Below are 23,688 nucleotides of genomic sequence, written 5' to 3'. Positions count from 1 at the left end.
CGCCCCACACCGACGCCCCACTTCGCCCCACCTGTGTCGGCAGGCAGTCTCACCAGGCCCTTTGGTGTCGTTCAGTCACAGGGGTGACATCCCGTTCGGTGTGCGACGCGCCGTGAACACGAACGAGCCGCCGCGCCGAACAGTGCACTGAACTGCAATTTTGTGATCGTGTGGGGTGCGGGTGGAGTGTTGGGGGTGGAAAGTGGTGGAAAGTGGGGTACTGTGGCAGCACTGGGTGAGACGGACCGGACGTCGAACTCGGTGGGGCAGGAGGTGGCGACATGTCCGTGCGATTTGTCGGCACCTACACGCCCAAGCTGGACGACAAAGGGCGACTCACGTTGCCCGCGAAGTTCCGGGACGCACTGGCAGGAGGGGTGATGGTCACACGAGGCCAGGACCGCAGCCTGTCGGTGTACCGGGCCGAGGAGTTCGACGCGATCGCCGAGCAGACCATGGCGGCGTCGCGGAACAACCCCGAGGCGCGGGCGTTTCAGAGGTACTTCTTCGCGAGTACCGATGAGCAACGCCCCGACGGGCAGGGCCGGATCACCCTGTCGTCGGAGCACCGGACCTATGCAGGCCTGTCCAAGGAGTGCGTGGTGATCGGCGGTTTCGATCACCTCGAGATCTGGGACGCCCAGGCCTGGCGCGACTACCAGAGCGAGCACGAGGAGGACTTCTCCGCCGCGGGCTCCGCCGCACTGGATTCGTTGCTCTAGCCGGCTCGACGAGCGGGCCGAAGAGATGAATAAGGGATCGGGTGGGTCGAGGCCTCGGCCCGGCGCGACCCTGGCGTACTTCCCCAACGCCAGGTGCGCGATCGGGCCGAGACCCCGCCTCATCGGACACCCCGGCAGGGCCGGGGCCGCATTCAACAGTGAACGAGTCGAGCCGCACAGTCCGAGGAGAAGGCCGGTGAACGCACGCCACGAGGAGTCCGAGGGCGACCCGGGCGCCACGCGACGCTCCGGTGAGTTCGGACACCTCCCCGTGATGGCGGCTCGGATGATCGACCTCATCACGCCCGCGTTCGACGCTCATGTCGGCGACGGCCCCGTCTTCGTCGACGGCACTCTTGGCGCCGGAGGGCACACCGAACTGATCCTGCGTGCCGATCCCGACGTCCGCGTCATCGGAATCGACCGCGACAGTTCGGCATTGGCGATCGCTCGCGATCGCCTGGCACAGTTCGGCGACCGGATCACCTTCCACCAGGCCCGATTCGACGAGATCGGGGACGTCTTGCAGGCCGCAGGCACGCCGCTCGTGGATGCCGTCCTGTTCGACCTCGGGGTCTCCTCGATGCAGCTCGACCGCGCGGACCGCGGCTTCGCCTACTCCGTCGACGCGCCCCTGGACATGCGCATGAACTCGGGCGAGACCACCACGGCCGCAGACATTCTGAACACCTACAGCCATGGTGAACTGGCCCGAATCCTGTCCGAGTACGGCGAGGAGCGATTCGCCGGGAAGATCGCCAAGGCCATCATCCGTGAACGTGAGCGCGAACCGTTCACCACCAGTGCGCGTCTCGTCGAGTTGCTGTACGACAGCATTCCGGCGGCCACGCGGCGGACCGGCGGGCATCCGGCCAAACGCACCTTCCAGGCGCTGCGCATCGAGGTCAACCATGAACTCGACGCCCTGCGTCGTGCGCTGCCGGCCGCGTTGTCTGCGCTTCGCGTCGGTGGGCGGGTGGCGGTGATGAGCTATCAGTCGCTCGAGGACCGGATCGTCAAGCGGGAGTTCGCAACGCGGACGGTGTCGACGTCCCCGCGCGGGCTACCGGTGGAATTGCCCGGCTCCGCACCGGATTTCCGGCTGGTGACTCGTGGGGCGGAACAGGCCGACGACCAGGAACGTGAGCAGAATCCCCGCTCCGCCCCGGTGCGGGTGCGGGTGATCGAACGTGTCGACGAAAAGGATCGCGCATGACGCTGTTGCAGGACATCGACGTCGACGACGACGAGGTCGGCGCCGGACATACGCGCCGGGCCCGCCGGGAGACCGTCGGCACCGAACGGATCACCAGATCGCGTGCCGCGCAACGAGCCATCGATCGTCGACAGAAGCGACTCGACCGCGAGAAGCGCACCGGGCGCGTCGCCGACCGGACGCCGGTGGTCACCGCGGCTCCGCGCGAGAGGATGTCGTTGCGTGCGCGGATCACCGGTGTCCCGTTCGTGGTCCCGGTGATCGCGCTGCTCGTCGTCGGACTGGGTCTGAGTCTGTGGCTGTCGACAAAGGCGGCAGCCGACTCGTACCGCCTCGGTGAGGAACGCCAGGAGAACCAGGCACTGCTCGACCGCCGCGACACCCTCAAGCGCAGCTACGAATCGGGTGATTCCGCACCGGAACTGGCCGACAAGGCGTCGCGGCTCGGCCTGATCCCCGCCAAGAACCCGGCCCGCATGATCGTGGACGGATCCGGCCGGCCGCGGGTCGTCGGCGATCCGGAACCCGCCCAGGGCAAGGCGATGCGCTCGATCAACCCGTCGACCGGACCGGACCCGGTGGAGAAGATCGACCCGAAGAAGGTCGACGACTCCGAAGGCCTTCCCGGTGGTGCGTCAGCGGGATCGGATGATGCGCAATCGGATTCGTCGAGTAGCACGCCGTCGAGCACGCCGTCGCAGCAGACCCCGGCTCCGGCAGCGCCGACGACCGCACCGAACACCACTGCACCGAACGCCACTGCACCGAACGCCACCGCGCCGAACAACGTCGCACCGAACACGACGACCCCGACAACTCCGGCGCCCGGCCCCGGTTCGCAGAATCCGCCTGCGCCGACCGCCGTTGCGCCCGCGCCGAACGTGTTGCCGCCGAGCACCAATGCGAGTGCTCCGGCCAACACCAACGCGCCGGGCGCAAATGGGCCGCAATCGCGATAGTCGAGTGGACAATTGGCAACCATGACACGTGCCGTCTTCCAGCGCCTCGACATGTCCGGGCGCGGACGAGGTGGCTCCGGCGGATCCGGACGGGGCGGCTCGGGCCGCGGTGGCTCCGGGTCGTCGGGAGGTCGCGGTCCGCGCCGGCCCGAGGCGTTCCTCGGCCGCAGCCGGATCGCCGGTGCCATCGTGATCCTCGCGGTGGTGGCCGTCGCCGTCCGGATGATCGTGGTCCACACCGTCGAGGCCTCGTCGATCTCAGCCCAGGCCGCGCAGCAGCGCGAGTACACACAGGTGCTGACCGCCAAACGTGGCGCGCTGCTCGACCGAAACGGCAAGCCGCTGGCCTACACCGACGAGGCGCGGTCACTGACGTTCCTGCCGAAGGCTGTTCGCAAGCAGATCGAGTCCGCTCATCGGGAGGACGCCGCCCTCCCGGACGTCGACACCCGGCTGGCCGAGATCGCCAAGGGCGTGTCCTCTGCACTGGGTGGTTCGATCAGTGAGCAGGATCTGTTGTCGAAGCTCACCAGCGACGACACCTTCGTCTATCTCGCACGGTCGGTGAGTCCCGAGACGGCGAACACGATCACCACCGAGTTCCCCGAGATCGGTGCCGATCCGCAGAGCATCCGGCTCTATCCCGGTGGGTCGTTGGGTGCCAACATCATCGGCGACGTCAACTACGACGGGAACGGGCTGATCGGTCTCGAGGCATCGCTGGATTCGGCTCTGGCGGGCACGAACGGGTCGAAGACCTACGACCGTGGATCGGACGGGGCGATCATCCCCGGCAGTACACGCAACGTGCACCCGGCGATCAACGGGGCCACGGTACGACTCACGATCGACTCCGACATCCAGTGGTTCGTCCAGAGTCAGGTGTCGGCGGCCAAGGCCGCGTCCGGCGCCCAGAACGCCTCCGCGGTCGTGCTCGACTCGCACACGGGTGAGGTCCTGGCGATGGCCAACGACAACACCTTCAATGCGTCGAAGCCGTTGGACGAGCAGAAGGACGCCGATCTGGGCAACCGCGCGGTCACCTCGCCGTTCGAGCCGGGGTCGGTCAACAAGATCATCGCCGCGGCCGCGGCCATCGAGTACGGGGTGACCACGCCCACCGAGGTGCACCGGGTCCCCGGCAGCATCAACATGGCAGGCGTCACCGTGAACGACGCGTGGGCACACGGCGTCGAGCCGTACACCACCACCGGGATCTTCGGGAAGTCGTCGAACGTGGGCACCCTGATGCTCGCCAAGAAGATCGGTGAGAAGCGGTTCGCCGACATGGTGACGCGTTTCGGGCTCGGTCAGCGGACCGGGGTGGGACTACCCGCCGAGAGTGCCGGAGAGGTCCCGGCCCTCAGTCAGTGGTCGGGTGGTTCCTTCGCGAACCTGCCCATCGGACAGGGCCTTTCGATGACGCTGCTGCAGATGACGGCCATGTACCAGGCGATCGCCAACGACGGTCTGCGCATTCCGCCGCGGATCATGGCGTCCGAGCAGCGCGACGGACAGCCGACCGACGACGTGGCCCGGCCGGACGGCGTGCGTGTGGTGAGTCCGCAGACCGCGACCACCGTGCGTGACATGTTCCGTGCCGTCCTGCAGAAGGATCCGATGGGTGTGCAGCAGGGCACCGGCTCCACCGGGGCGGTGTCGGGCTATCAGCTCTCCGGCAAGACCGGTACGGCCCAGCAGGTCGATCCGGCGTGCGGCTGCTACTCGAACTCGAACTACAACATCACGTTCGCCGGCATCGCCCCCGCCGACAACCCGCGATATGTCATCGGCATCATGCTCGACAATCCCAAGCGCAGCTCCGACGGCAGCGGTGGGCAGTCGGCGGCCCCGATGTTCGGCACGCTCGCGTCGTGGCTGCTGCAGCGCGATCGGGTCGCGCTGTCCCCGGGACCCACACCGCGGCTGACGCTCGAGGCGCGGTGAGTGTCGCGCCGATGTCGCGCGATCGGGACGTGATCACGTCGCACTGAGCGCGTTCGGTGCCCGATTCTCACCGATACACGTACGGGGAGCGGCTGACGGTATCGTGAGTGCGTTCTTCCGGGCCCGGATCGGGTCCGTCGAGATGATCAGCGAGGGGAGGCGGATCCAGGCGATGGCGTCGACTCGCCGCAAGCGTGCGCAGGTGACCGACCAGATGCCGCGCCCGAGCAGCGTGGCACCGACCGCGGTGTCGGTGCTGTCCACGGCAACCGGGGCGCGGCTCGATCTGATCGGGTCCGTGGCCACCGATGTCGAGGTCACCGGCGTGACCCTGCGCGCGCAGGACGTCGTCCCCGGCGATCTGTTCGCCGCGTTGCCAGGGGGTCGCACCCATGGGGCACGATTCGCCGAACAGGCCCTTGCCGCGGGAGCGACGGCGGTGCTGACCGATCCGGCCGGGCGCGACGAACTGACCCGCGTCCTCGGGCCCGACGCCACGTGTGCCGTCCTCATCCATCCCGAGCCGCGGGCGGTCCTCGGGCCGGTCAGCGCCCGGATCTACGGCTATCCGTCGCAGCGTCTGAAGCTGATCGGCATCACCGGGACGTCCGGGAAGACGACCACGGCCTACATGGTCGAGGCGGCATTGCTCGCCGGTGGCCACTCCGTCGGACTGATCGGCACGGTGCAGACCCGCATCGACGGCGTCGCCCAGCCGAGCGCGCTCACCACCCCCGAGGCCCCGACCCTGCAGGCGATGTTGGCGACGATGCTCGAACGCGGCGTCGACGCCGTCGTGATGGAGGTGTCGAGTCACGCACTGTCGCTGGGCCGTGTCGACGGTGCCCACTTCGCGATCGGTGCCTTCACCAACCTGTCCCAGGACCACCTCGACTTCCACCACACCATGCGTGCCTACTTCGACGCCAAGGCCAGGCTGTTCGCCCCGGCGTCGTCCACCCGGGCAGTGCGGCCGGTCATCTGTGTCGACGATGAATGGGGCCGACGGATGGTCGAGGTCGCCGGCGCGGACCCGCAGACCACCCCGGTCACCGTCTCGACGGGGCCGGTTCCGGCGTCGTGGCACGCCGGGCCGTCGTCGGTGGATGCCGACGGGGTGCAACACGCGACCGTGACCGCGCCCGGTGGCACCGAGCACGACCTCACCGTTCCGCTGCCCGGGCGCTACAACGTCGCCAACGGCCTGACCGCCCTGGCGATCGCCTCCGGTGCGGGTGTCCCGACCACGACCGCCCTCGGCGCGATCGCGGAGGTGTCGGTGCCCGGTCGACTCGAGCGCATCGACCGCGGGCAGGACTTCCTCGTGCTCGTCGACTACGCGCACAAACCCGCCGCTCTCGACGCGGTGATCGCCACCCTGCGTGACCAGACACGCGGACGCGTCGGCGTCGTCGTCGGCGCGGGCGGCGACCGGGACACGGGAAAACGTCCGATGATGGGGGAGATCGCCGCTCGCGGCGCCGACCTCGTGATCATCACCGACGACAACCCGCGCACCGAGGATCCGGCGGCGATCCGCGCCGAGGTCAAGGCCGGCGCCGACCGCGTCCACGCCCGCGGCGCCCAGGTGCAGGAGATCGGTGATCGTGCGGACGCGATCGCCACGGCGATCGCCTGGGCCCAGACCGGAGACGCGATCCTCATCGCCGGCAAGGGCCACGAGACCGGGCAGGAGATCGACGGGGTCAAGCACCCGTTCGACGACCGTGTGGTGGCGGCGCAATCGCTCGACGGACTCCTGGGTGTCGCCGCGGACGCCCGCGAGGACGGCTCGGGTCGGGCAGGCGGGGAGTGAGCGCGCCGCGGGTGCTCGTCGCACCCGTCCCGGCCGGGATCGACGACGTCCGGACGATGCTGCGGGACCTGGCCGAGGCCGGCGCCGTCGCGCGCGCCGCCGACGACACGAGCCGCACCTGGGCGATCATCGGTGAGGTCGCCGTGGACGCCGGACTCAGCGAGAACGACGGTGTCGTCGAGCACGACCGACTCGGTCGTCAGGCCGTCCGGCTCGCCGTCGACAAGACGCTCTGCGTGGGTGAGTCCCGGTCGGTGCGGGCGTTGCATCAGGGAGCGATCATGGAAGGCTCCTGGGGGGACGAGGCGCGCCTGGTTGCCACGGCCGCCGAGGCGCGAGTCCTGTTGAGCGCGCCGGGGGACTGGCGCCCCGCGTCGGGGGACGTCGTGTTCGTCGCCGCCGCGAGCCCGGAGATCGCTGCGCTTGCGGAGATCTGGCAGGGCGCGCGGTGACGGGGCTGCCCGGCGACGACCCGCGCGTGCCGGCAGGGCAGACGCGGTCTGAGAACCGACCGACCGACGACGAACGAGAGAGAGCCACGACGGTGACAGGGCAGACGAGGACGACGCGGTGACACAGATCCTGATCGCGGGCGGCATCGCGCTGGCGGTGTCGATCCTGCTCACCCCGTTCCTGATCCGGTTGTTCACCCGACAGGGTTTCGGCCAGGAGATCCGGGTCGAGGGTCCGCAGAGCCACCAGACCAAGCGGGGGACGCCGTCGATGGGTGGCGTGGCGATCCTCGCCGCGCTGTGGGCCGGGTATCTCGGTTCGCATCTGGTGGGACTCTTCACCGGGGGCACCGGGGTGACGGCGTCGGGTCTGCTGGTCCTGGGACTCGCGACGGCGCTGGGCATCGTCGGCTTTCTGGACGACATCATCAAGATCCGCAAGCACCGCAACCTCGGCCTGAACAAGACTGCGAAGTCGATCGGTCAGTTTGTCGCGGCGATCCTCTTCGGTGTGCTGGTGCTGCAGTTCCGCAACGACGCCGGCTACACCCCGGCCAGCACCCACCTGTCCTACGTGCGCGACATCGACGCCATCTCGATGTGGTCGGCGGTGTTCGTGGTGTTCTGCTGGTTGGTCGTCGCGGCATGGTCGAATGCGGTGAACTTCACCGACGGCCTCGACGGCCTCGCCGCCGGTTCCATGGCGATGGTGCTGGGCTCCTACGTCCTCGTCACGTTCTGGCAGTACCGCAACGCATGCACCGGCGGGCCGAAGGCCACCCAGGAGATCACCCCCGGCTGCTATGTCGTCCGCGATCCCCTCGACCTCGCCCTGATCGCCGTGGCGGGTGGCGGCGCCTGTCTCGGTTTCCTGTGGTGGAATGCTGCTCCTGCCAAGATCTTCATGGGCGACACCGGATCGTTGGCGCTCGGCGGCATGCTCGCCGGGCTGTCGATCACGACGCGCACCGAACTGATCGCCGTCGTCATCGGTGCTCTCTTCGTCGCCGAGATCGTCTCCGTCGTCATCCAGATCGCGTTCTTCCGGACAACCGGCCGCCGGGTGTTCCGCATGGCGCCGTTCCATCACCACTTCGAACTGGGCGGCTGGGCCGAGACGACGGTGATCATCCGGTTCTGGCTCCTGACGGCGATCGCGTGCGCGCTGGGTCTGTCGTTGTTCTACAGCGAATTCCTGGCCGTCAGTGGCTGATCGGCAGACGATGATCGATGTGACCGCTCTCGCCGGCACGCCCGTGGTGGTGGCCGGTGCCGGCACCGCCGGGCGGTCGGCGGCACGTTTTCTCGCCGGTGTCGGTGCGCAGGTGACCGTCGCGGATGCGCAGTTCGGGCCGGACGCACCCGCCGACGACGAACTCAGCGCGCTGGGAGCGCGCGCGGTGGCCATGTCGGAACTGCTCGACGACGACTCCTGGACCGGGACGACCGACCTGGTGATCGTGTCGCCCGGCTTCGCGCCGACCCACCCGCTCATGACGGTGGTGGCCGATGCCGGACTCCCGGTGTGGGGCGAGGTCGAACTCGCGTGGCGGGTGGATCGGGCGGGCATCCTCGGTGGCCCTCGCACCTGGCTGGTGGTGACCGGGACCAACGGCAAGACCACCACCACCTCGATGCTCGCGGACATCGTCGATGCGGCCGGCCTCGCCGGCGCGGCATGCGGCAACATCGGTCTGCCCGTCCTCGACGCCATGCAGCAGGACCCGCGCGTCGACGTGCTCTGCGCCGAACTCTCGTCGTTCCAGTTGCATTGGGCGCCGTCGATCACCCCGGACGCCGGTGTCGTGCTCAACATCGCCGACGACCACCTCGACTGGCACGGGTCGTTCGACGCGTACGCCGAGGCGAAGACGATCGCACTGCACGGGTCGATCGGGGTGGTGGGCCTCGATGACCGCGTGGCCTCGGGGCTTCCGGTCGCGGGCCGCCGCGTCGGTTTCACCCTCGGCCCGCCCGGCGACGACGCGCTCGGCATCGTCGACGGGATGCTCGTCGACCGCGCCTTCGGGCCGGATCGCGCCGCGCGGCACCTCGTCGAGGCCGACGTCGTCCGTCCGCCCGGGCCGTCCGGGGTCGCCGACGCGCTCGCTGCCGCGGCGACGGCTCTCGCCATCGGCGTGCCACCCGAGGCCGTGGCGGCCGGACTCCGTGCATTCAGTCCGGGAGCGCATCGCGGGGACGTCGTCGCCACGGTCGAGGGGATCGACTACATCGACGATTCCAAGGCCACCAATCCGCACGCGGCACAGGCCGCGATCCGCGGTCACCGGCGGGTGATCCTCGTCGCCGGCGGTCTGCTCAAGGGCGCCTCGGTCGACGAGTTGGTGCGCGACACGCGCGAACGACTCGCGGCCGTGGTCGCCATCGGACGGGACCGCGACGTGATCGTGGAGACGATCGCGCGACACGCCCCAGAAGTCCCAGCAGTCACAGTATTCACAGGGGACGATGGGCGGGTGACTGTTCAGCTCGCGACCGCGACCCTCGAGGATGCCCTGCCCGCGGACCTGACACGCCCCGCCTCGTCGGACGATCCCGACGAGCGGTCGTCGGCGACCCGGGACGCCGAGGCCGTCGCCGTGATGGATCGCGCCGTCGCGATCGCCGCGCACCTGGGCCGGGTCGTCGAGGACCGCCCCGATGCGGTGCTGCTGGCACCGGCCGCGGCGTCATTGGACATGTTCGCCGGCTACGGCCGGCGCGGCGACGCGTTCGCGGCCGCCGCCCGAGCGTTACCCGGGGCGGCGGACACGAGCGGGTCGCCGCGATGAGCGAGGCCACCGACGCGTCGTCGGCGACCACGCCCGACGCGAAGAAGACGGCGCGGACATCGCCGGCGCCCACCGGTCACACGTGGGGCGCCACGATCGTCGAGGCCGTGCGCAACCTGCTCGCCCGGCCGCTCGCCTCATATCACCTGATCCTCACCATCGCGTTCCTGCTGACCGCCTTCGGGCTCGTGATGGTGCTGTCGGCGTCGTCTGTCGAGGGGTATTCGAAGGACGGGTCGTCCTACGGACTCTTCGCGACCCAGGTGATCTTCGCGCTCCTCGGCCTCGTCGGCTTCTACATCATGCTGCGCATCCCGGTGCGACTGCTGCGGCGTGTGGCGGCCCCGCTGATCGTCGTGACGACGATCCTGCTCGCCCTCGTCCTGGTCCCCGGTATCGGCACCCTCAGTCAGGGTGCGCGCCGCTGGTTCGTCGTCGGCGGGTTGTCGGTGCAGCCGTCGGAGCTGGTCAAGGTCGCCCTCTGCGTGTGGGGTGCGCATCTGCTCGCATCGCGTCGTCGGGAGAACGCGTCGCTCAAGGAGTTGCTGATCCCGCTGATCCCGGTCGCGATGCTGATCTGCTTGCTGATCATCCTCGAACCCAACCTGTCCACGACGATCACCATCGCGATCATCGTCGGCGCACTGCTGTGGTTCGCGGGTCTGCCGGCGAAGGTGTTCCTGTCGTTCGCGGCGGTCGGGATCGCGCTCGCCGTGCTGCTCGCCCTCGTCGAGGGATACCGGTCGCAACGCGTGATGAGCTTCCTCGGCAGCATCGACGATCCGCAGGGCGCGGGATATCAGGCGCGGCAGGCGACCTATGCGCTCGCCAACGGCGGGGTCTTCGGCGTCGGCCTCGGGCAGAGTCGGGCCAAGTGGAACTATCTCCCGAACGCGCACAACGACTTCATCTTCGCGATCATCGGTGAGGAACTCGGACTCATCGGCGGCCTGCTGGTGGTCATCCTGTTCGCCATCCTGGCCTTCATCGGTTTCCGGATCGCGGTCCGCTCGGTCGACCCGTTCCTCCGACTCATGACCGCGACGATCACGGTGCTCATCACCGCCCAGGCGTTCATCAACATCGGGTACGTCATCGGTCTGCTGCCGGTGACCGGAATCCAGCTGCCACTGCTGTCGGCGGGAGGTACCTCGACACTGACGGTGCTGGCGATGCTCGGCCTGCTCGCGAACGCCGCCCGGCACGAACCGGAAGCCGTCGCCGCGCTCGTCGGCGGCGACGAGGGCCGCCTGGGCCGGTGGCTGCGACTGCCCGCTCCGGTGCCGTATCGACCGAGCCGGGCCGACGCTCTGCGCGACCGACTCGACCGTCGCCGCCCGGACCGTGCCCAGGCCGAGCGAACCCGTCCCGGACGGGCTCGCCCGGCGCCGCAGGCGACCCCGTCGCGCTGGGCGCGACTGCGCGGCCGACGGTCGGGGCAGGCAGAGCAGCCGGCACGCGGTCGGGCCCCGTCGCGGGCCCGGGCACCGCGCACGTCCGCGGTGCGGGTCGACTACCGTACGGGGTATTCCGGCACGGCTGATCGCGGTGACGGTTCGGCATCCTCCTGGTCGCCCCGCGCGGCCCCGGCACGATCGGGTGCGACGCGTTCGGCGTCGACACGGTCGGGTGCGGCCCGGGGAGGTGGCGGACCTGCGACCGGCGATCGGCGGACGACGTCAGCGCAGCAGTGGCGTCCGACGGATCGGCCCACCTGGTCGCGACGCTGACGTCGGGGCGAGCCGTCCTCGCCCGCCGGTAACCGACGTTCACAGATGAGAAATGGAGTAGGTCACCGGTGAGTTCTGGGCGAGATCGGTCACGATCGGAACGTCCCCTGTCGGTGGTGGTCGCCGGTGGGGGGACAGCCGGGCACATCGAGCCCGCTCTCGCGGTCGCCGACGCGGTGACCCGGATCGACCCGACGGCGCGGGTGACTGCGCTCGGCACCACCCGCGGACTCGAGACCACCCTGGTCCCCGAACGCGGGTACCAACTGGAACTCATCCCGCCGGTCCCGCTGCCACGCAAACCCGGACTCGAACTCGCGAAGACCCCGGCCCGCCTGATCCAGGCGGTGACGACGACCCGCTCGGTGCTCGCCGAGGTCGGCGCCGACGTCGTGGTCGGTTTCGGTGGGTACGTCGCGTTGCCGGCCTACCTCGCCGCACAGATGCATCTCCGTGGCCGCAGCCGGCCGCCCATCGTGATCCACGAGGCCAACGCGAGCGCCGGCATCGCGAACAAGGTGGGTGCTCGTCTGGCCGATCGGGTGATGGCCGCCGTGCCCGGGTCGGGCCTGGACGCCGAGGTGGTCGGCATCCCGGTGCGTGGGGTGATCGCCGAGCTCGACCGTCCCGGGCTGCGCGCCAAGGCACGTCACTACTTCGGGCTCGACGAGGACGCGCCGACACTCCTCGTGTTCGGCGGTTCGCAAGGCGCGCAACGCATCAACGAGGCGGTCGCCGGTGCGGCCGGTGCTTTGGGCAAGGCCGGGATCGGTGTGCTGCACGCCTATGGGCCGAAGAACACGATCCACCCGGAATCGCCCGACGACGCCCCGCCGTATCGCGGTGTCGGCTATCTCAAACGCATGGACCTGGCCTATGCCGCCGCCGATCTCGTCATCTGCCGCTCGGGCGCGATGACGGTCGCCGAGATCTCGGCCACCGGGCTGCCGGCGGTCTACGTACCGTTGCCACACGGCAACGGCGAGCAGCGCCTCAACGCGCTGCCGGTCGTCGAGGCGGGCGGCGGCATGATCGTCGACGACGCCGACATCACGTCGGAGTGGGTGGCCCGCGAGGTACCCGCGCTGCTCTCCGACGCCGATCGACTGGCCGTGATGTCGGCCGCCGCCACCGGGACCGGCCACCGCGACGCCGCGTCGGCGGTCGCCTCGGCCGCCCTCGATCTCGCGGCCGAGTACCGATCCGGCGATCACCGTGGTCGGCTGCGTGCGGCGTTTCGTTCCCACGGTTCGGGGTCACAGCGGTGAGAATCGACACGTGCGACACGGTGGACGCCGTGGCGTTCTCGACGAGCGGAGAGGTGTGGCGATGAGCGCACACGCGCCCACGGGCGAACTCCCCGAACAACTCCGCCGTGTCCACATGGTCGGCATCGGCGGTGCGGGCATGAGTGGGCTGGCCCGCATCCTCCTCGCGCGCGGCGGTCAGGTGTCGGGTTCGGACGCCAAGAACAGTCGCGGCATCCTCGCGTTGCGCACCCGCGGCGCCCGCATCCAGGTGGGTCACGATCCCTCGGCGCTCGACCAGATCCCCGGCGGCCCGTCGGTCGTGGTCACCACCCACGCGGCGATCCCGAAAACCAATCCCGAACTCGTCGCGGCGCGGTCGCGTGGGATCCCGATCCTGCTGCGTCCGCGCGTGCTGGCCGAGTTGATGGCCGGGTACCGCACGGTGCTGATGGCCGGCACCCACGGAAAGACCTCCACGACATCGATTGCCGTCGTCGCACTGCAGCACTGCGGGCTCGATCCGTCGTTCGCGGTCGGCGGCGAGCTGAACGAATCGGGCACCAATGCCCACCACGGCAACGGCGGGATCTTCGTCGCCGAAGCCGATGAGAGCGACGGCTCGCTGCTCGAGTACACCCCCGATGTGGTCGTGGTGACCAACATCGAGGTCGATCACCTCGACTTCTTCGGCAGCCGCGAGGCGTACGTGCAGGTGTTCGACGCGTTCGCCGAGCGGATCGCCGACGGCGGGTCCCTCATCGTGTGTCTCGACGACGAGGGAGCGGCCGAGTTCGCCGGACGATGCGCCGAATCACTGGCCGCCCGCGGTATCTCGGTGCTCGGATACGGGGACGGGCGGCACGCCGACCGGGCGCCCACGGCCATCCATGTCGCGCGACTGGAGTCGTGGGATGCCCGTGGTGCCGGGGGACAGGCGCGGGTGCGCTTCGATGCGCCATTGTCCGACGGCCCCACCGACCGCACCATCGCGCTGACCGTCCCGGGCCGGCACATGGCGCTCAACGCCCTCGGGGCCATCGTCGCGTGCGTTCGCGCCGGCGCCGCTCTCGATGACGTCGTCCGCGGCGTCGAGGCCTTCGGCGGCGTTCATCGTCGCTTCGAGTTCCGTGGCCGCACAGGCGATGTGGATGTCTTCGATGACTATGCTCATCACCCGACAGAGGTGCGGGCTGTCCTCACCGCGGCACGTCTGGCGGTCGAGAGCACAGCCGCGGAGAACGTCCTCGACGCCGACGACGGCAGTGGTGCGGCGGCCGTCCGGCCCGGTCGTGTGATCGCGGTCTTCCAGCCGCACCTGTTCTCGCGGACGCAGGAGTTCGCCGGGGATTTCGCGGCCGCTCTGGACCTCGCCGACCAGGTCGTCGTGGCCGACGTGTACGGGGCGCGCGAGCAGCCCATCCCCGGCATCAGCGGCGCGAGCATCGCCGACCGGGTGACCCGTCCGGTCGTGTTCGTGCCCGACCTGTCGGCGCTGGCGCGTACCGTCGCGTCGATCGCCCTGCCCGGTGACCTGATTCTCACCCTCGGCGCCGGCGACATCACCATGCAGGGCCCGGAGATCCTCGCGGCCCTCGAGACGGCTTCGGCCGGTGCCACACCGGCTCCCGGCGCCGAAGCCGGCGCGGTCGGGTTGACGGTGGACGACTCGGCAGCGAAGCCTGCCGATCCGCGTCCGGCCGCGGCGGACGCCCCGGGGCCGACGCCGTGATCCGACGTGGGCGGGGCGCGACGCGTCGGTCGCGTCTGCTGCTCGGCTGCATCGTGCTCGTCGTGGTGGTGGTCGGGTTGGGCCTCATCGCGTACTTCACCCCGCTGATGTCGGTGCGCTCGACCGACGTCGTGGCCAACCGCGCCGTCGCCACCGACGAGATCGTCGGCGCCGCCCACGTGGCCGACGGGACACCGCTGCTCCAGGTCGACACACAGGCTGTCGCCCAGCGGATCGCGGCCATCCCGTCGATCGAATCGGTCCGCGTCCAGCGCAGCTACCCGTCGTCGCTGACCATCACCGTCGTCGAACGGCAGCCGGTCGCGAAGGTCACCGAGGGACAGAAGGTCCACGTCCTCGACCGGACCGGCGTCGGCTACCTCACCTTCGACACGACCACCGGGGTGCCGCCGGAGATGAACCGGCTGCCCGAGTTCGCGACACCCAATCCGGGTCCGGGCGATCCCACCACCGTCGCCACGCTCACCGCGGTCTCCGCACTGCCCGAGACGATCTCGAGCAAGCTCGTCAAAGTCACCGCCTCGTCGCCGGTCGACATCGAGTTCACCCTCAAGGGCAACAAGACAGTTGTGTGGGGGGACAGCGAGCGCGGAGCCGAGAAGGCACGCACCCTGACGGCGCTGCTCACCCGGCCGGCGAGGATGTACAACGTCTCGAGTCCGGAGTTCCCGGCCTACAAATGACCTGGTGGCCCGGCGATCTGACGTCCGGCACCGCTCCCGTGACCGCCACGACCGCGGAATCCCGTGTGACGACGGTGAAAAAAGAAACGACCAAGTTCGCGACACGCCGACCGCTTGCTGGCCTGCCCGCGGTTGGATGCCTAGCGTCATCCCCAACATCCATCTACTTGACATAACTCTAAATCTATGGTTGAGGTTTAGGGTTTCGGGATCGAACGAGGAAGGCGGGCACATGACGCCACCGCACAACTACCTGGCCGTGATCAAGGTCGTCGGCATCGGCGGCGGCGGCGTCAATGCCGTCAACCGAATGATCGAGCAGGGGCTGAAAGGTGTTGAGTTCATTGCGATCAACACCGACGCCCAGGCCCTGCTGATGAGCGACGCCGACGTCAAGCTCGACGTCGGTCGCGACTCCACCCGGGGCCTCGGCGCCGGTGCCGATCCGGAGGTCGGCCGGCGGGCCGCCGAGGACGCCCGGGACGAGATCGAGGAACTCCTCAAGGGCGCCGACATGGTGTTCGTCACCGCGGGCGAGGGTGGCGGCACCGGCACGGGTGGTGCTCCCGTCGTCGCGTCGATCGCGCGCAAACTCGGCGCGCTGACCGTCGGTGTGGTCACCCGGCCGTTCTCCTTCGAGGGCAAGCGGCGCGGAGGTCAGGCCGAGGCAGGCATCACCGCGCTGCGTGAATCGTGCGACACCCTGATCGTCATCCCGAACGACCGGCTGCTGCAGCTCGGCGATGCCCAGGTCAGCCTGATGGATGCATTCCGCAGCGCAGATGAGGTGTTGCTCAACGGTGTTCAGGGCATCACCGACCTGATCACCACCCCGGGTCTGATCAACGTCGACTTCGCGGACGTCAAGGGCGTCATGAGCGATGCCGGCAGCGCCTTGATGGGCATCGGGTCGTCGCGGGGTGAGGACCGCGCGAAGAAGGCCGCCGAGGCGGCCATCAACTCACCGCTGCTCGAGGCCTCGATGGAAGGCGCACGCGGCGTGTTGATCTCGATCGCCGGCGGCAGCGATCTCGGTCTGTTCGAGATCCACAACGCGGCGACTCAGGTCCAGGAGGCCGCGCACGAGGATGCCAACATCATCTTCGGCACGGTCATCGACGACAACCTCGGCGACGAGGTCCGCGTCACCGTGATCGCGGCCGGATTCGACGGCGGCACACCGCGTAAGCGCACCGACGTGCCCGCCGCCGCAGGCAAGTCGTCGGTCACCTCCGGGCAGGCCGGAACCGTCGGCGCCACGGCGCAGGACAACGACCCGCTGTTCGGCAAGATGCCGGCCGGTGCGGGCGACCCGTTCGTCGAGGCGCAGGAGCGTCCGCGACGCAACAACGTCACCCTCGACGACGACGACGTGGACGTGCCGTCGTTCATGAAGCGCTGAGGCGGGCCATGCGGGTTCGCCGCGTGGTCACCGACCGCACGGGTGGGGTGTCGGCACCGCCGTACGACTCCTTCAACCTGGGCGACCACGTCGGTGACGATCCGAAAGCCGTTGCGGACAACCGTGATCGGCTCGCGGGACAGATCGGACTGCCGCCGGGCCGGGTGGTCTGGATGGAGCAGATCCACAGCCGCAACGTCACGGTCGTGACGGGTCCGGTCGACGGTGCGGTGCCGGCGACCGATGCGCTCGTGACGACCGAACCCGATCTCGCCCTGGCGGTGCTCAGTGCCGACTGTGTCCCGGTGCTGCTGTCCGACGACGAGGCCGGCGTCATCGCCGGGGTGCACGCGGGTCGGGTGGGCGCACGTGTCGGCATCATCCCGGCCACCCTGCGCGCCATGATCGGTCTCGGCGCCCGGCCCGAACGCATCGGCGCCCTGCTCGGTCCGGCGGCCTCGGGCAGCAACTACGAGGTTCCCGCGCAGATGCAGCACGACGTGGAGGAGCGCCTTCCGGGCAGCGCCTGCGTGACGGCCAAGGGCACGACCGGACTGGATCTCCGGGCGGGCCTGCGCCGCCAGCTGCTCGCCGCGGGGGTGGCCGCGGTCGCCGCCGACCCGCGGTGCACCATCGACGACCCCGACCTGTTCAGTCACCGCCGGGGGGCGCCGACCGGTCGCCTCGCCTCGGTGATCTGGATCGACTCGCGCGACGAGACGGCCGATGCCTGACGCGGCTCCCGATCCGCGGAGTCGGGAACTCGCCGAACGGTATTCGGCTGCGCGCGACCGGCTCGACGCCGCGGCGGACGCGGCCGGGCGCGAGCGCGGTGAGATCGAGTTGCTGGTGGTCACCAAGTTCTTCCCGGCCGACGACGTGCGCCGTCTGATCGACCTGGGTGTCCGGTCCTTCGGCGAGTCGCGTGAACCCGAGGCGTCCCGCAAGATCGCCGGGATAGCCGATGGTGGCAAGCGCCCAGGGGATGAGGACGTCGTGTTCGACATGATCGGTTCGGTCCAGTCCAAGAAGGCGCGATCGGTTGCGGAGTGGGCCCGGACGGTGCACTCCGTCGACCGCGACAAGGTCGTCGACGCACTCGCGCGAGGCGCCGAGACAGCCCTGGACGCAGGCGTCCGGTCGCACCCGCTCGGTGTGCTGCTGCAGGTCAGTCTGGACGGAGATCCGCACCGGGGCGGAGTGCTCGTCGAGGATCTGCCGAAGCTCGCCGACCGCGTGCGAGCGGCCCCGGCACTGGACCTCCGCGGACTCATGGTCATCGCGCCCGTCGACGGATCCGCGGACGAGTGGATGGCGCGCGCGGCCGAGATCCGCGCCGGGTTCGTCGTCGACCATCCGGAGGCCACCGAACTGTCCGCGGGCATGTCCGGCGATCTCGAGGCCGCCGTCGCACATGGCTCGACATGCGTGCGTGTCGGTACCGCGATCATGGGTCCTCGGCCGCTAGTCTCTCAGTAATCACATTGGTCACATGAGAACCAACGAGCACACTGATCAACAACAGCACCACCGATTGCTCCCGATCTACTCGCTGGCAGCGTTGGACCGACAGAGAGGCCAGAAATGACGTCGATGCAGAAGTTCAAGGCATATTTCGGCATGGTGCCTCCGAGTGACTACGAGGACGACTACCTCGAGGAGCCGGGCAGCTCGGTTCGCGGCGGTCGCGGTTACCGCGACGATTACTACGGTGAGGCGCCCTACCGGGAGCCCTCGTTCCGCGACGGCCCGCGCGACGCCGACTACGCCTACGTCGACGATCGTCGCTACCCGGGCGAGTTCGAGCCGCAGGGCTACGACGCCGGCTTCGAGCCGGTCCCGGAGTACGCCTACGCGGGAGCTCGCCACATGGGGGCCGATCCCGTCGAGCGGGTGCGAGCGGCGCATCGCCTCGAGCCCCTGCAGCGGTCGGGGATGCGGCCCACCGGCGTGGTCCGGTCCGCGGTGGTCACCGATGAGCGCGCCGAGCTCGAGCGCGTGTTCGCCGACGGTCCGCTCCAGAAGATCACCACTCTGCGTCCGTCGGACTACAGCGAGGCACGCACGATCGGCGAGCGGTTCCGCGACGGCAATCCCGTCATCATGGATCTCGTCGACATGAGCAACGACGACGCCAAGCGTCTCGTCGACTTCGCCGCGGGCCTCGCCTTCGCACTGCGTGGATCGTTCGACAAGGTCGCCACGAAGGTCTTCCTGCTCTCGCCGGCCGATGTCGACGTCTCGCCCGAGGACCGGCGCAAGATCGCCGAGACCGGCTTCTACAACCACAGCTGACGCCCGGCGTCACGCCGGTTCATCGACTCCAACGGCCCGCCCGTCGTCCCCGGACGACAGGCGGGCCGTTGCGTTGTCGGGAAGAGTTTCGCGGTCGTCGTCGGTGGGGATGGGGTGCCGTGACCACCATCATGACCGCCCTGAGCGGGTCGGATGCCCGACCCTCCGACATTTCAGGCAATCTGGTGGCGTGACGATTCTGTTCCAGATCCTCTACTACGTGCTGTTCATCTACTGGCTGCTGCTGTTGGCGCGACTCGTCGTCGAGCTCGTCCGCACCTTCGCCCGGGAATGGCGCCCCACCGGATTCGCGGTTGTGATCATCGAGATCGTGTTCACCGCGACCGATCCGCCGATCCGTGCGCTGCGCCGGATTCTGCCGCCGATCCCGCTCGGTCCGGTACGGCTGGACCTCTCGTTGATGATCGTGATGATCGTCGTCCTGATCGCGATGCAGATCGTGAGCTCGCTGAGCCGGAGTTCGGCGAGCGCGCTGGCGATCGCGGGACTCGCATGACCTGCGCCGACGAATCGGCCGCCCTGCACATCGGCGACGCGCCGAGGCGTGTTCGTGACCACTTCGTGACCATTGGCACGCGGTGGTCTACGGTTGGATGGTCATCATCGAGTGACCGTTGCATTGCAGGAGTGCATCGAAGTCCTGCTACCAACGATTCTCGTGTGACAGGATTTGACGCCAGTTACCAATTGGACTGGTATGAATAAACAGTGACAGCCTGTAGCAAAGACTGTGCAGACTGGGTGCGCTGCCAACTGAAGACAGTTTGATCCACCACACTCGACTGACAATGAGGGGAACCGACATGCGGCTGACACCAGCTGATGTGCACAACGTCGCGTTCAGCAAACCGCCTATCGGTAAACGCGGCTACAACGAAGACGAAGTTGATCAGTTCCTCGACTTTGTCGAGGCGGAACTGGCCCGTCTCATCGAGGAGAACGGCGACCTGAAGCAGCGGGTCGAGGAGCTCGAAGGTGATCTCGCCGAGGCCCGTTCGTCGGCGCCTGCCGGTGGTTCGGCCCCGGCCGCGGAAGAGCGCACCCAGGTGTTCGCCGCCGCTCCGGTCGCCCCCGAGACGCCTGCCCCGGCTCCCGAGGCGGCTCCGCGGCCCGAGTTCGGTGAGGACGACGCCAACGTGCGTGCCGCACGCGTGCTCGCGCTCGCGCAGGACACCGCGGATCGCCTGACCTCGACGTCGCGGCAGGAAGCGGAGTCGCTCCTGGCCGATGCGCGGTCGCGGGCCGACGCGATGGTCACCGATGCGCAGACGAAGTCCGACGCGATGCTGACCGACGCGCGCCAGCGTTCCGAGGCCATCCTCGCCGACGCGCAGACCCGCTCGGAGGCGCAGGTGCGCCAGGCGCAGGAACGTGCCGACGCACTGCAGACCGACGCCGAGCGCAAGCACAGCGAGATCATGGGCACCATCAATCAGCAGCGGACCGTGCTCGAGGGCCGGATCGAGCAGCTGAAGGTGTACGAACGCGAATACCGGACCCGCCTGAAGACCTATCTGGAATCCCAGCTCGAGGAACTGCAGCAGCGTGGCAGCGCGGCACCTGTCGAGGGTGGGCGAGCAGACTCCTTCTCGTCGGATCCGGGTAACGGCGGATTCACCAGCTACTCACCGAGTTAATCGGCGGACTGGCGGAGAGTCTTCGTGCTGACGCTCGCCCTGGCGGCAACTCTCGTAGGGTTCGTGCTGTTGGTGCTCGGCCTGATCACGGGCACGGTGTGGCTCGCCATCTCGTGCATCGTCGTCTGTCTGGTCGGCGTGGGTTTCCTGATCGCCGACATCGTCGGGTCGGGTCGTCGCACCGACGAGCCGACCATCGGTGATTTCGTCGATGGTGCGGACGATCCCGATTCCACCGACGACGGCATGACCGGTCGTCGGTCCGCACCGGATTCCGACGACGACGTGTCGCTGGGCGGACTGGTCGCCCCCAGGCCTGCTGCTCCGGATGTCCCCTCGTCCGGAAGCGGGCCGACGCCGAGGCCGCCGGTGCCGCCCGCCGCGCCGCCGTATGGTGGCGCATCCGCGGCGGGCGCGGTCGATCCGCGGACACCCCGGCGCGAGGGAACACTCGACGATTACCTCCGCTCGGTCGGGGGCCCCGACGACGCGGCAACCCATCGCCAACCGCCACCGGATCGCGGATACCCGGGACCAGTCGATCGCGGCGGCGCGAGCCGGCCGTATCCGCAGCAATCGCCTCCTCGGCAGTCGCCCCCTCAGCAGTCGTCACCACCCGGTGTCGGACAGCCGCGCCCGCCGGAGTCCCGCCGGGGCGGTGACCCGGCGACGGAGTCGTTCGGGATGCCGACCCATCGGGGCGCTCCCGCGCCTGCACAGGTCCGACGCCCCGACGGCTCGACGCCGGGCGCATGGGAGTCCGCGCAGCGGTCGAACCGCACCGACGACTCCGACGGCGAGCCATCACGCACCCAGAAGTTCGATCCGCTCGACCCCAACTGGCGTCCGCCGCTCGACTGAACGACCTCCGACCGCGTCGTCGGCGGCCGCATCGGAAATCGATTCGCCCGTTCGGGCGCACCGCGGCTACACTCGATGCTGCGTCGATCCGGCCATCACCGGGGAGCACTCGGAAGAACCGGAGTCCGGCACCCAGGTGCCCGGACGTCCTCAGTAGAACCGAGCGGGAGCGGCCCGACACAGCCGTGGGTTCTCACCCGCAGTGGTGAACCGTGGAGTGGCGCCACGGTCCTCTCCGAGGACCTTGCCGGCGCAAGCGGGGTGGTACCGCGCACACAGTGGTCGTCGACCACGGATCTGCGTCCCCGTGCCAGAGCAGCTGTTCGTATGCCAGGCACGAGGAGAGCGACGATGACCGACACGGTCGGCAGCAACGACACCACCGACACCTTCTCCGACCCGCACGGGTCTCCGTCCGCCGATTCTGCGGCGCGGGTGTATCCGGTCGTCGACATGACGGGCGGCACGGGGCGTGGCGCCCCGTCGTTTCCGGCGGTCGAGGAACGGGTGCTCGACTACTGGGCCGACGACGAGACCTTCACCGCGTCCATCGAGAACCGCGCAGACGCCGAGGAGTTCGTCTTCTACGACGGCCCGCCGTTCGCCAACGGTTTGCCGCACTACGGCCACCTGCTCACCGGCTACGTGAAGGATCTGGTACCGCGGTACCAGACCATGCGCGGGAAGAAGGTGGAGCGTCGCTTCGGCTGGGACACCCACGGTCTGCCTGCAGAGCTCGAGGCCGAACGACAGCTCGGGATCACCGACAAGTCGGAGATCGAGTTGATGGGCATGGAGAAGTTCAACGACTACTGCCGCGACTCGGTACTCCGCTACACCGGCGAGTGGCGTGACTACGTGACGCGGCAGGCACGATGGGTCGACTTCGACAACGACTACAAGACCCTCGACATCGACTTCATGGAGTCGGTCATGTGGGCGTTCAAGCGCCTGTACGACAAGGGACTCATCTATCAGGGCTACCGCGTCCTGCCATACAGCTGGTACGAGCAGACCCCCCTGAGCAACCAGGAGTCCAAGCTCGACGACGCCTACCGGATGCGCCAGGACCCCGCGGTCACGGTGCGCATGCCGCTGTCGGTCCCCGACGGTGCGCTGGCCGTGCTGGACGGCGTGAATGCATTGATCTGGACCACCACGCCCTGGACGCTGCCGTCCAACCTGGCGATCGCCGTCAACCCCGACGTGGAGTACGTCCATGTCCGGGCCGCCGACGGCGAGGAGTATCTCCTGGCGAAGGCGCTGCTGGGCAGCTACGCCAAGGAGATCCCTGAGCCCGAGGTCGTCGGCAGCTATGGGGGTGCCGAACTGGCCGGCCTGTCCTACACGCCGCCGTTCGACTTCTTCCTCGGTCATCCGAACGCGCACCGTGTGTTGCTCGGCGACTACGTGACGACCGAGAGCGGTACCGGCGTCGTGCATCTCGCGCCCGCGTTCGGTGAAGAGGACATGGATCTGTCGGTGGCCAACGGCATCGAGGTCGTGCAGCCGCTGGACCCGGGCGGCCGGTTCACTGCACTCGTGCCGCCGTACGAGGGTCAGATGGTCTTCGATGCCAACCCGGCGATCATCAAGGACCTCAAGGGGATCGGCAAGATCCTGCGGCACGACACGATCGAGCACTCCTACCCGCACTCGTGGCGGTCGGGAAAGCCGTTGATCTACATGGCGGTTCCGTCGTGGTTCGTCGCGGTCACCCCGATCAAGGACCGCATGCTCGAGCTCAACCAGCAGATCACCTGGGCGCCGGCGCACATCCGTGACGGCCAGTTCGGCAAGTGGCTCGAAGGGGCGCGAGACTGGAACATCAGCCGTAATCGATTCTGGGGCGCGCCGATCCCGGTATGGGTCTCCGACGACCCCGAATTCCCACGCGTGGACGTGTACGGATCGCTCGACGACCTCGAGCGCGACTTCGGTGTGCGACCGGACAATCTGCACCGGCCCTACATCGACGAGCTGACCCGGCCCAATCCCGACGACCCGTCGGGGAACTCGACCATGCGTCGGGTACCCGAGGTCCTCGACTGCTGGTTCGAGTCCGGTTCGATGCCGTTCGCCCAGGTGCACTATCCGTTCGAGAACGCGGAGTGGTTCGACGGGGAGCCGGGGAGTGCCGGGGCGAGCGCAGCGA

At 69.0% G+C, this 23,688-nt stretch carries 20 protein-coding genes; all 20 read left to right on the top strand.

Annotation, left to right across the window (positions count from 1 at the left end):
• Window positions 1-281 precede the first annotated feature (281 nt).
• Entirely contained in the window at window positions 282-722 is a 441-nt protein-coding gene (mraZ, locus tag EEB19_RS25780) for a division/cell wall cluster transcriptional repressor MraZ (protein ID WP_187590178.1), read from the top strand.
• 196 nt (window positions 723-918) lie between these two features.
• The gene (rsmH, locus tag EEB19_RS25775; protein ID WP_262365926.1) at window positions 919-1,938 is read left to right on the top strand and encodes a 16S rRNA (cytosine(1402)-N(4))-methyltransferase RsmH; all 1,020 of its coding nucleotides are present in this window, start codon (window positions 919-921) and stop codon (window positions 1,936-1,938) included.
• Entirely contained in the window at window positions 1,935-2,897 is a 963-nt protein-coding gene (locus EEB19_RS25770) for a hypothetical protein (RefSeq protein ID WP_187590177.1), read from the top strand. Before rsmH ends, EEB19_RS25770 begins: the two co-directional genes overlap by 4 nt.
• Before the next feature lie 21 nt (window positions 2,898-2,918).
• Window positions 2,919-4,844, top strand: a complete 1,926-nt coding sequence (locus EEB19_RS25765) for a penicillin-binding protein 2 (protein ID WP_187590176.1) — start codon at window positions 2,919-2,921, stop codon at window positions 4,842-4,844.
• Between the two features lie 172 nt (window positions 4,845-5,016).
• Complete coding sequence (locus EEB19_RS25760) at window positions 5,017-6,660, top strand: UDP-N-acetylmuramoyl-L-alanyl-D-glutamate--2,6-diaminopimelate ligase (RefSeq protein WP_187590182.1); 1,644 nt, start codon at window positions 5,017-5,019, stop codon at window positions 6,658-6,660.
• Between the two features lie 56 nt (window positions 6,661-6,716).
• Window positions 6,717-7,112 (top strand): UDP-N-acetylmuramoyl-tripeptide--D-alanyl-D-alanine ligase, encoded by a 396-nt coding sequence (locus EEB19_RS25755; RefSeq protein WP_262365928.1) that lies wholly within the window; start codon window positions 6,717-6,719, stop codon window positions 7,110-7,112.
• 118 nt (window positions 7,113-7,230) lie between these two features.
• Window positions 7,231-8,325, top strand: coding sequence for a phospho-N-acetylmuramoyl-pentapeptide-transferase (gene mraY, locus EEB19_RS25750; protein ID WP_187590174.1), 1,095 nt, complete (start codon window positions 7,231-7,233; stop codon window positions 8,323-8,325).
• A 19-nt stretch (window positions 8,326-8,344) separates the two neighbouring features.
• Window positions 8,345-9,904 (top strand): UDP-N-acetylmuramoyl-L-alanine--D-glutamate ligase, encoded by a 1,560-nt coding sequence (murD, locus tag EEB19_RS25745; protein ID WP_262365925.1) that lies wholly within the window; start codon window positions 8,345-8,347, stop codon window positions 9,902-9,904.
• Complete coding sequence (gene ftsW, locus EEB19_RS25740) at window positions 9,901-11,634, top strand: putative lipid II flippase FtsW (protein WP_187590172.1); 1,734 nt, start codon at window positions 9,901-9,903, stop codon at window positions 11,632-11,634. Before murD ends, ftsW begins: the two co-directional genes overlap by 4 nt.
• A gap of 68 nt (window positions 11,635-11,702) precedes the next feature.
• Window positions 11,703-12,902 carry an undecaprenyldiphospho-muramoylpentapeptide beta-N-acetylglucosaminyltransferase gene (murG, locus tag EEB19_RS25735; protein WP_262365924.1) on the top strand — a complete coding sequence of 400 codons (1,200 nt, stop codon included), beginning with the start codon at window positions 11,703-11,705 and terminating at the stop codon, window positions 12,900-12,902.
• A 61-nt stretch (window positions 12,903-12,963) separates the two neighbouring features.
• Entirely contained in the window at window positions 12,964-14,613 is a 1,650-nt protein-coding gene (gene murC / locus EEB19_RS25730; RefSeq protein WP_187590171.1) for a UDP-N-acetylmuramate--L-alanine ligase, read from the top strand.
• Entirely contained in the window at window positions 14,610-15,317 is a 708-nt protein-coding gene (locus tag EEB19_RS25725; protein WP_262365923.1) for a cell division protein FtsQ/DivIB, read from the top strand. Before murC ends, EEB19_RS25725 begins: the two co-directional genes overlap by 4 nt.
• 232 nt (window positions 15,318-15,549) lie before the next feature.
• The gene (ftsZ, locus tag EEB19_RS25720) at window positions 15,550-16,719 is read left to right on the top strand and encodes a cell division protein FtsZ (RefSeq protein ID WP_187590170.1); all 1,170 of its coding nucleotides are present in this window, start codon (window positions 15,550-15,552) and stop codon (window positions 16,717-16,719) included.
• Between the two features lie 8 nt (window positions 16,720-16,727).
• Entirely contained in the window at window positions 16,728-17,453 is a 726-nt protein-coding gene (gene pgeF, locus EEB19_RS25715) for a peptidoglycan editing factor PgeF (RefSeq protein WP_187590169.1), read from the top strand.
• Window positions 17,446-18,198: a YggS family pyridoxal phosphate-dependent enzyme gene (locus EEB19_RS25710; protein WP_187590168.1), complete on the top strand. Its 753-nt coding sequence runs from the start codon at window positions 17,446-17,448 to the stop codon at window positions 18,196-18,198. The genes pgeF and EEB19_RS25710 overlap by 8 nt, the downstream gene beginning before the upstream one ends.
• A 105-nt stretch (window positions 18,199-18,303) precedes the next feature.
• Window positions 18,304-19,014, top strand: coding sequence for a cell division protein SepF (locus EEB19_RS25705; RefSeq protein ID WP_187590167.1), 711 nt, complete (start codon window positions 18,304-18,306; stop codon window positions 19,012-19,014).
• Window positions 19,015-19,204: 190 nt separating this feature from the next.
• Window positions 19,205-19,531, top strand: coding sequence for a YggT family protein (locus tag EEB19_RS25700; protein WP_187590166.1), 327 nt, complete (start codon window positions 19,205-19,207; stop codon window positions 19,529-19,531).
• A gap of 307 nt (window positions 19,532-19,838) precedes the next feature.
• A complete protein-coding gene (locus tag EEB19_RS25695; RefSeq protein WP_187590179.1) occupies window positions 19,839-20,672 on the top strand; it encodes a DivIVA domain-containing protein in 834 nt (277 codons plus the stop codon).
• Window positions 20,673-20,696: 24 nt separating this feature from the next.
• Window positions 20,697-21,533 carry a hypothetical protein gene (locus tag EEB19_RS25690; RefSeq protein WP_187590165.1) on the top strand — a complete coding sequence of 279 codons (837 nt, stop codon included), beginning with the start codon at window positions 20,697-20,699 and terminating at the stop codon, window positions 21,531-21,533.
• A gap of 453 nt (window positions 21,534-21,986) precedes the next feature.
• Window positions 21,987-23,688, top strand: a 1,702-nt coding sequence (locus tag EEB19_RS25685; protein ID WP_262365927.1) for an isoleucine--tRNA ligase, incomplete at its 3' end; no start/stop codon positions are given.

Origin of the sequence: Gordonia sp. OPL2, assembly GCF_003797825.1 — a bacterium.
Lineage (GTDB): Bacteria > Actinomycetota > Actinomycetes > Mycobacteriales > Mycobacteriaceae > Gordonia.
Note: the sequence above shows the minus strand (reverse complement) of the source record. Positions and strands in the feature narration are given on the sequence as shown.

Excerpts from the sequence above, each read along its gene's own strand:
- EEB19_RS25755 (WP_262365928.1), top strand. The coding sequence starts at position 6,717 with ATGCTGCGGGACCTGGCCGAGGCCGGCGCCGTCGCGCGCGCCGCCGAC.
- EEB19_RS25770 (WP_187590177.1), top strand. The coding sequence starts at position 1,935 with ATGACGCTGTTGCAGGACATCGACGTCGACGACGACGAGGTCGGCGCC.
- EEB19_RS25760 (WP_187590182.1), top strand. The coding sequence starts at position 5,017 with ATGGCGTCGACTCGCCGCAAGCGTGCGCAGGTGACCGACCAGATGCCG.
- murC (WP_187590171.1), top strand. The coding sequence starts at position 12,964 with ATGAGCGCACACGCGCCCACGGGCGAACTCCCCGAACAACTCCGCCGT.
- pgeF (WP_187590169.1), top strand. The coding sequence starts at position 16,728 with ATGCGGGTTCGCCGCGTGGTCACCGACCGCACGGGTGGGGTGTCGGCA.
- EEB19_RS25695 (WP_187590179.1), top strand. The coding sequence starts at position 19,839 with ATGCGGCTGACACCAGCTGATGTGCACAACGTCGCGTTCAGCAAACCG.
- EEB19_RS25710 (WP_187590168.1), top strand. The coding sequence starts at position 17,446 with ATGCCTGACGCGGCTCCCGATCCGCGGAGTCGGGAACTCGCCGAACGG.
- ftsZ (WP_187590170.1), top strand. The coding sequence starts at position 15,550 with ATGACGCCACCGCACAACTACCTGGCCGTGATCAAGGTCGTCGGCATC.
- ftsW (WP_187590172.1), top strand. The coding sequence starts at position 9,901 with ATGAGCGAGGCCACCGACGCGTCGTCGGCGACCACGCCCGACGCGAAG.
- EEB19_RS25765 (WP_187590176.1), top strand. The coding sequence starts at position 2,919 with ATGACACGTGCCGTCTTCCAGCGCCTCGACATGTCCGGGCGCGGACGA.
- EEB19_RS25705 (WP_187590167.1), top strand. The coding sequence starts at position 18,304 with ATGACGTCGATGCAGAAGTTCAAGGCATATTTCGGCATGGTGCCTCCG.
- mraZ (WP_187590178.1), top strand. The coding sequence starts at position 282 with ATGTCCGTGCGATTTGTCGGCACCTACACGCCCAAGCTGGACGACAAA.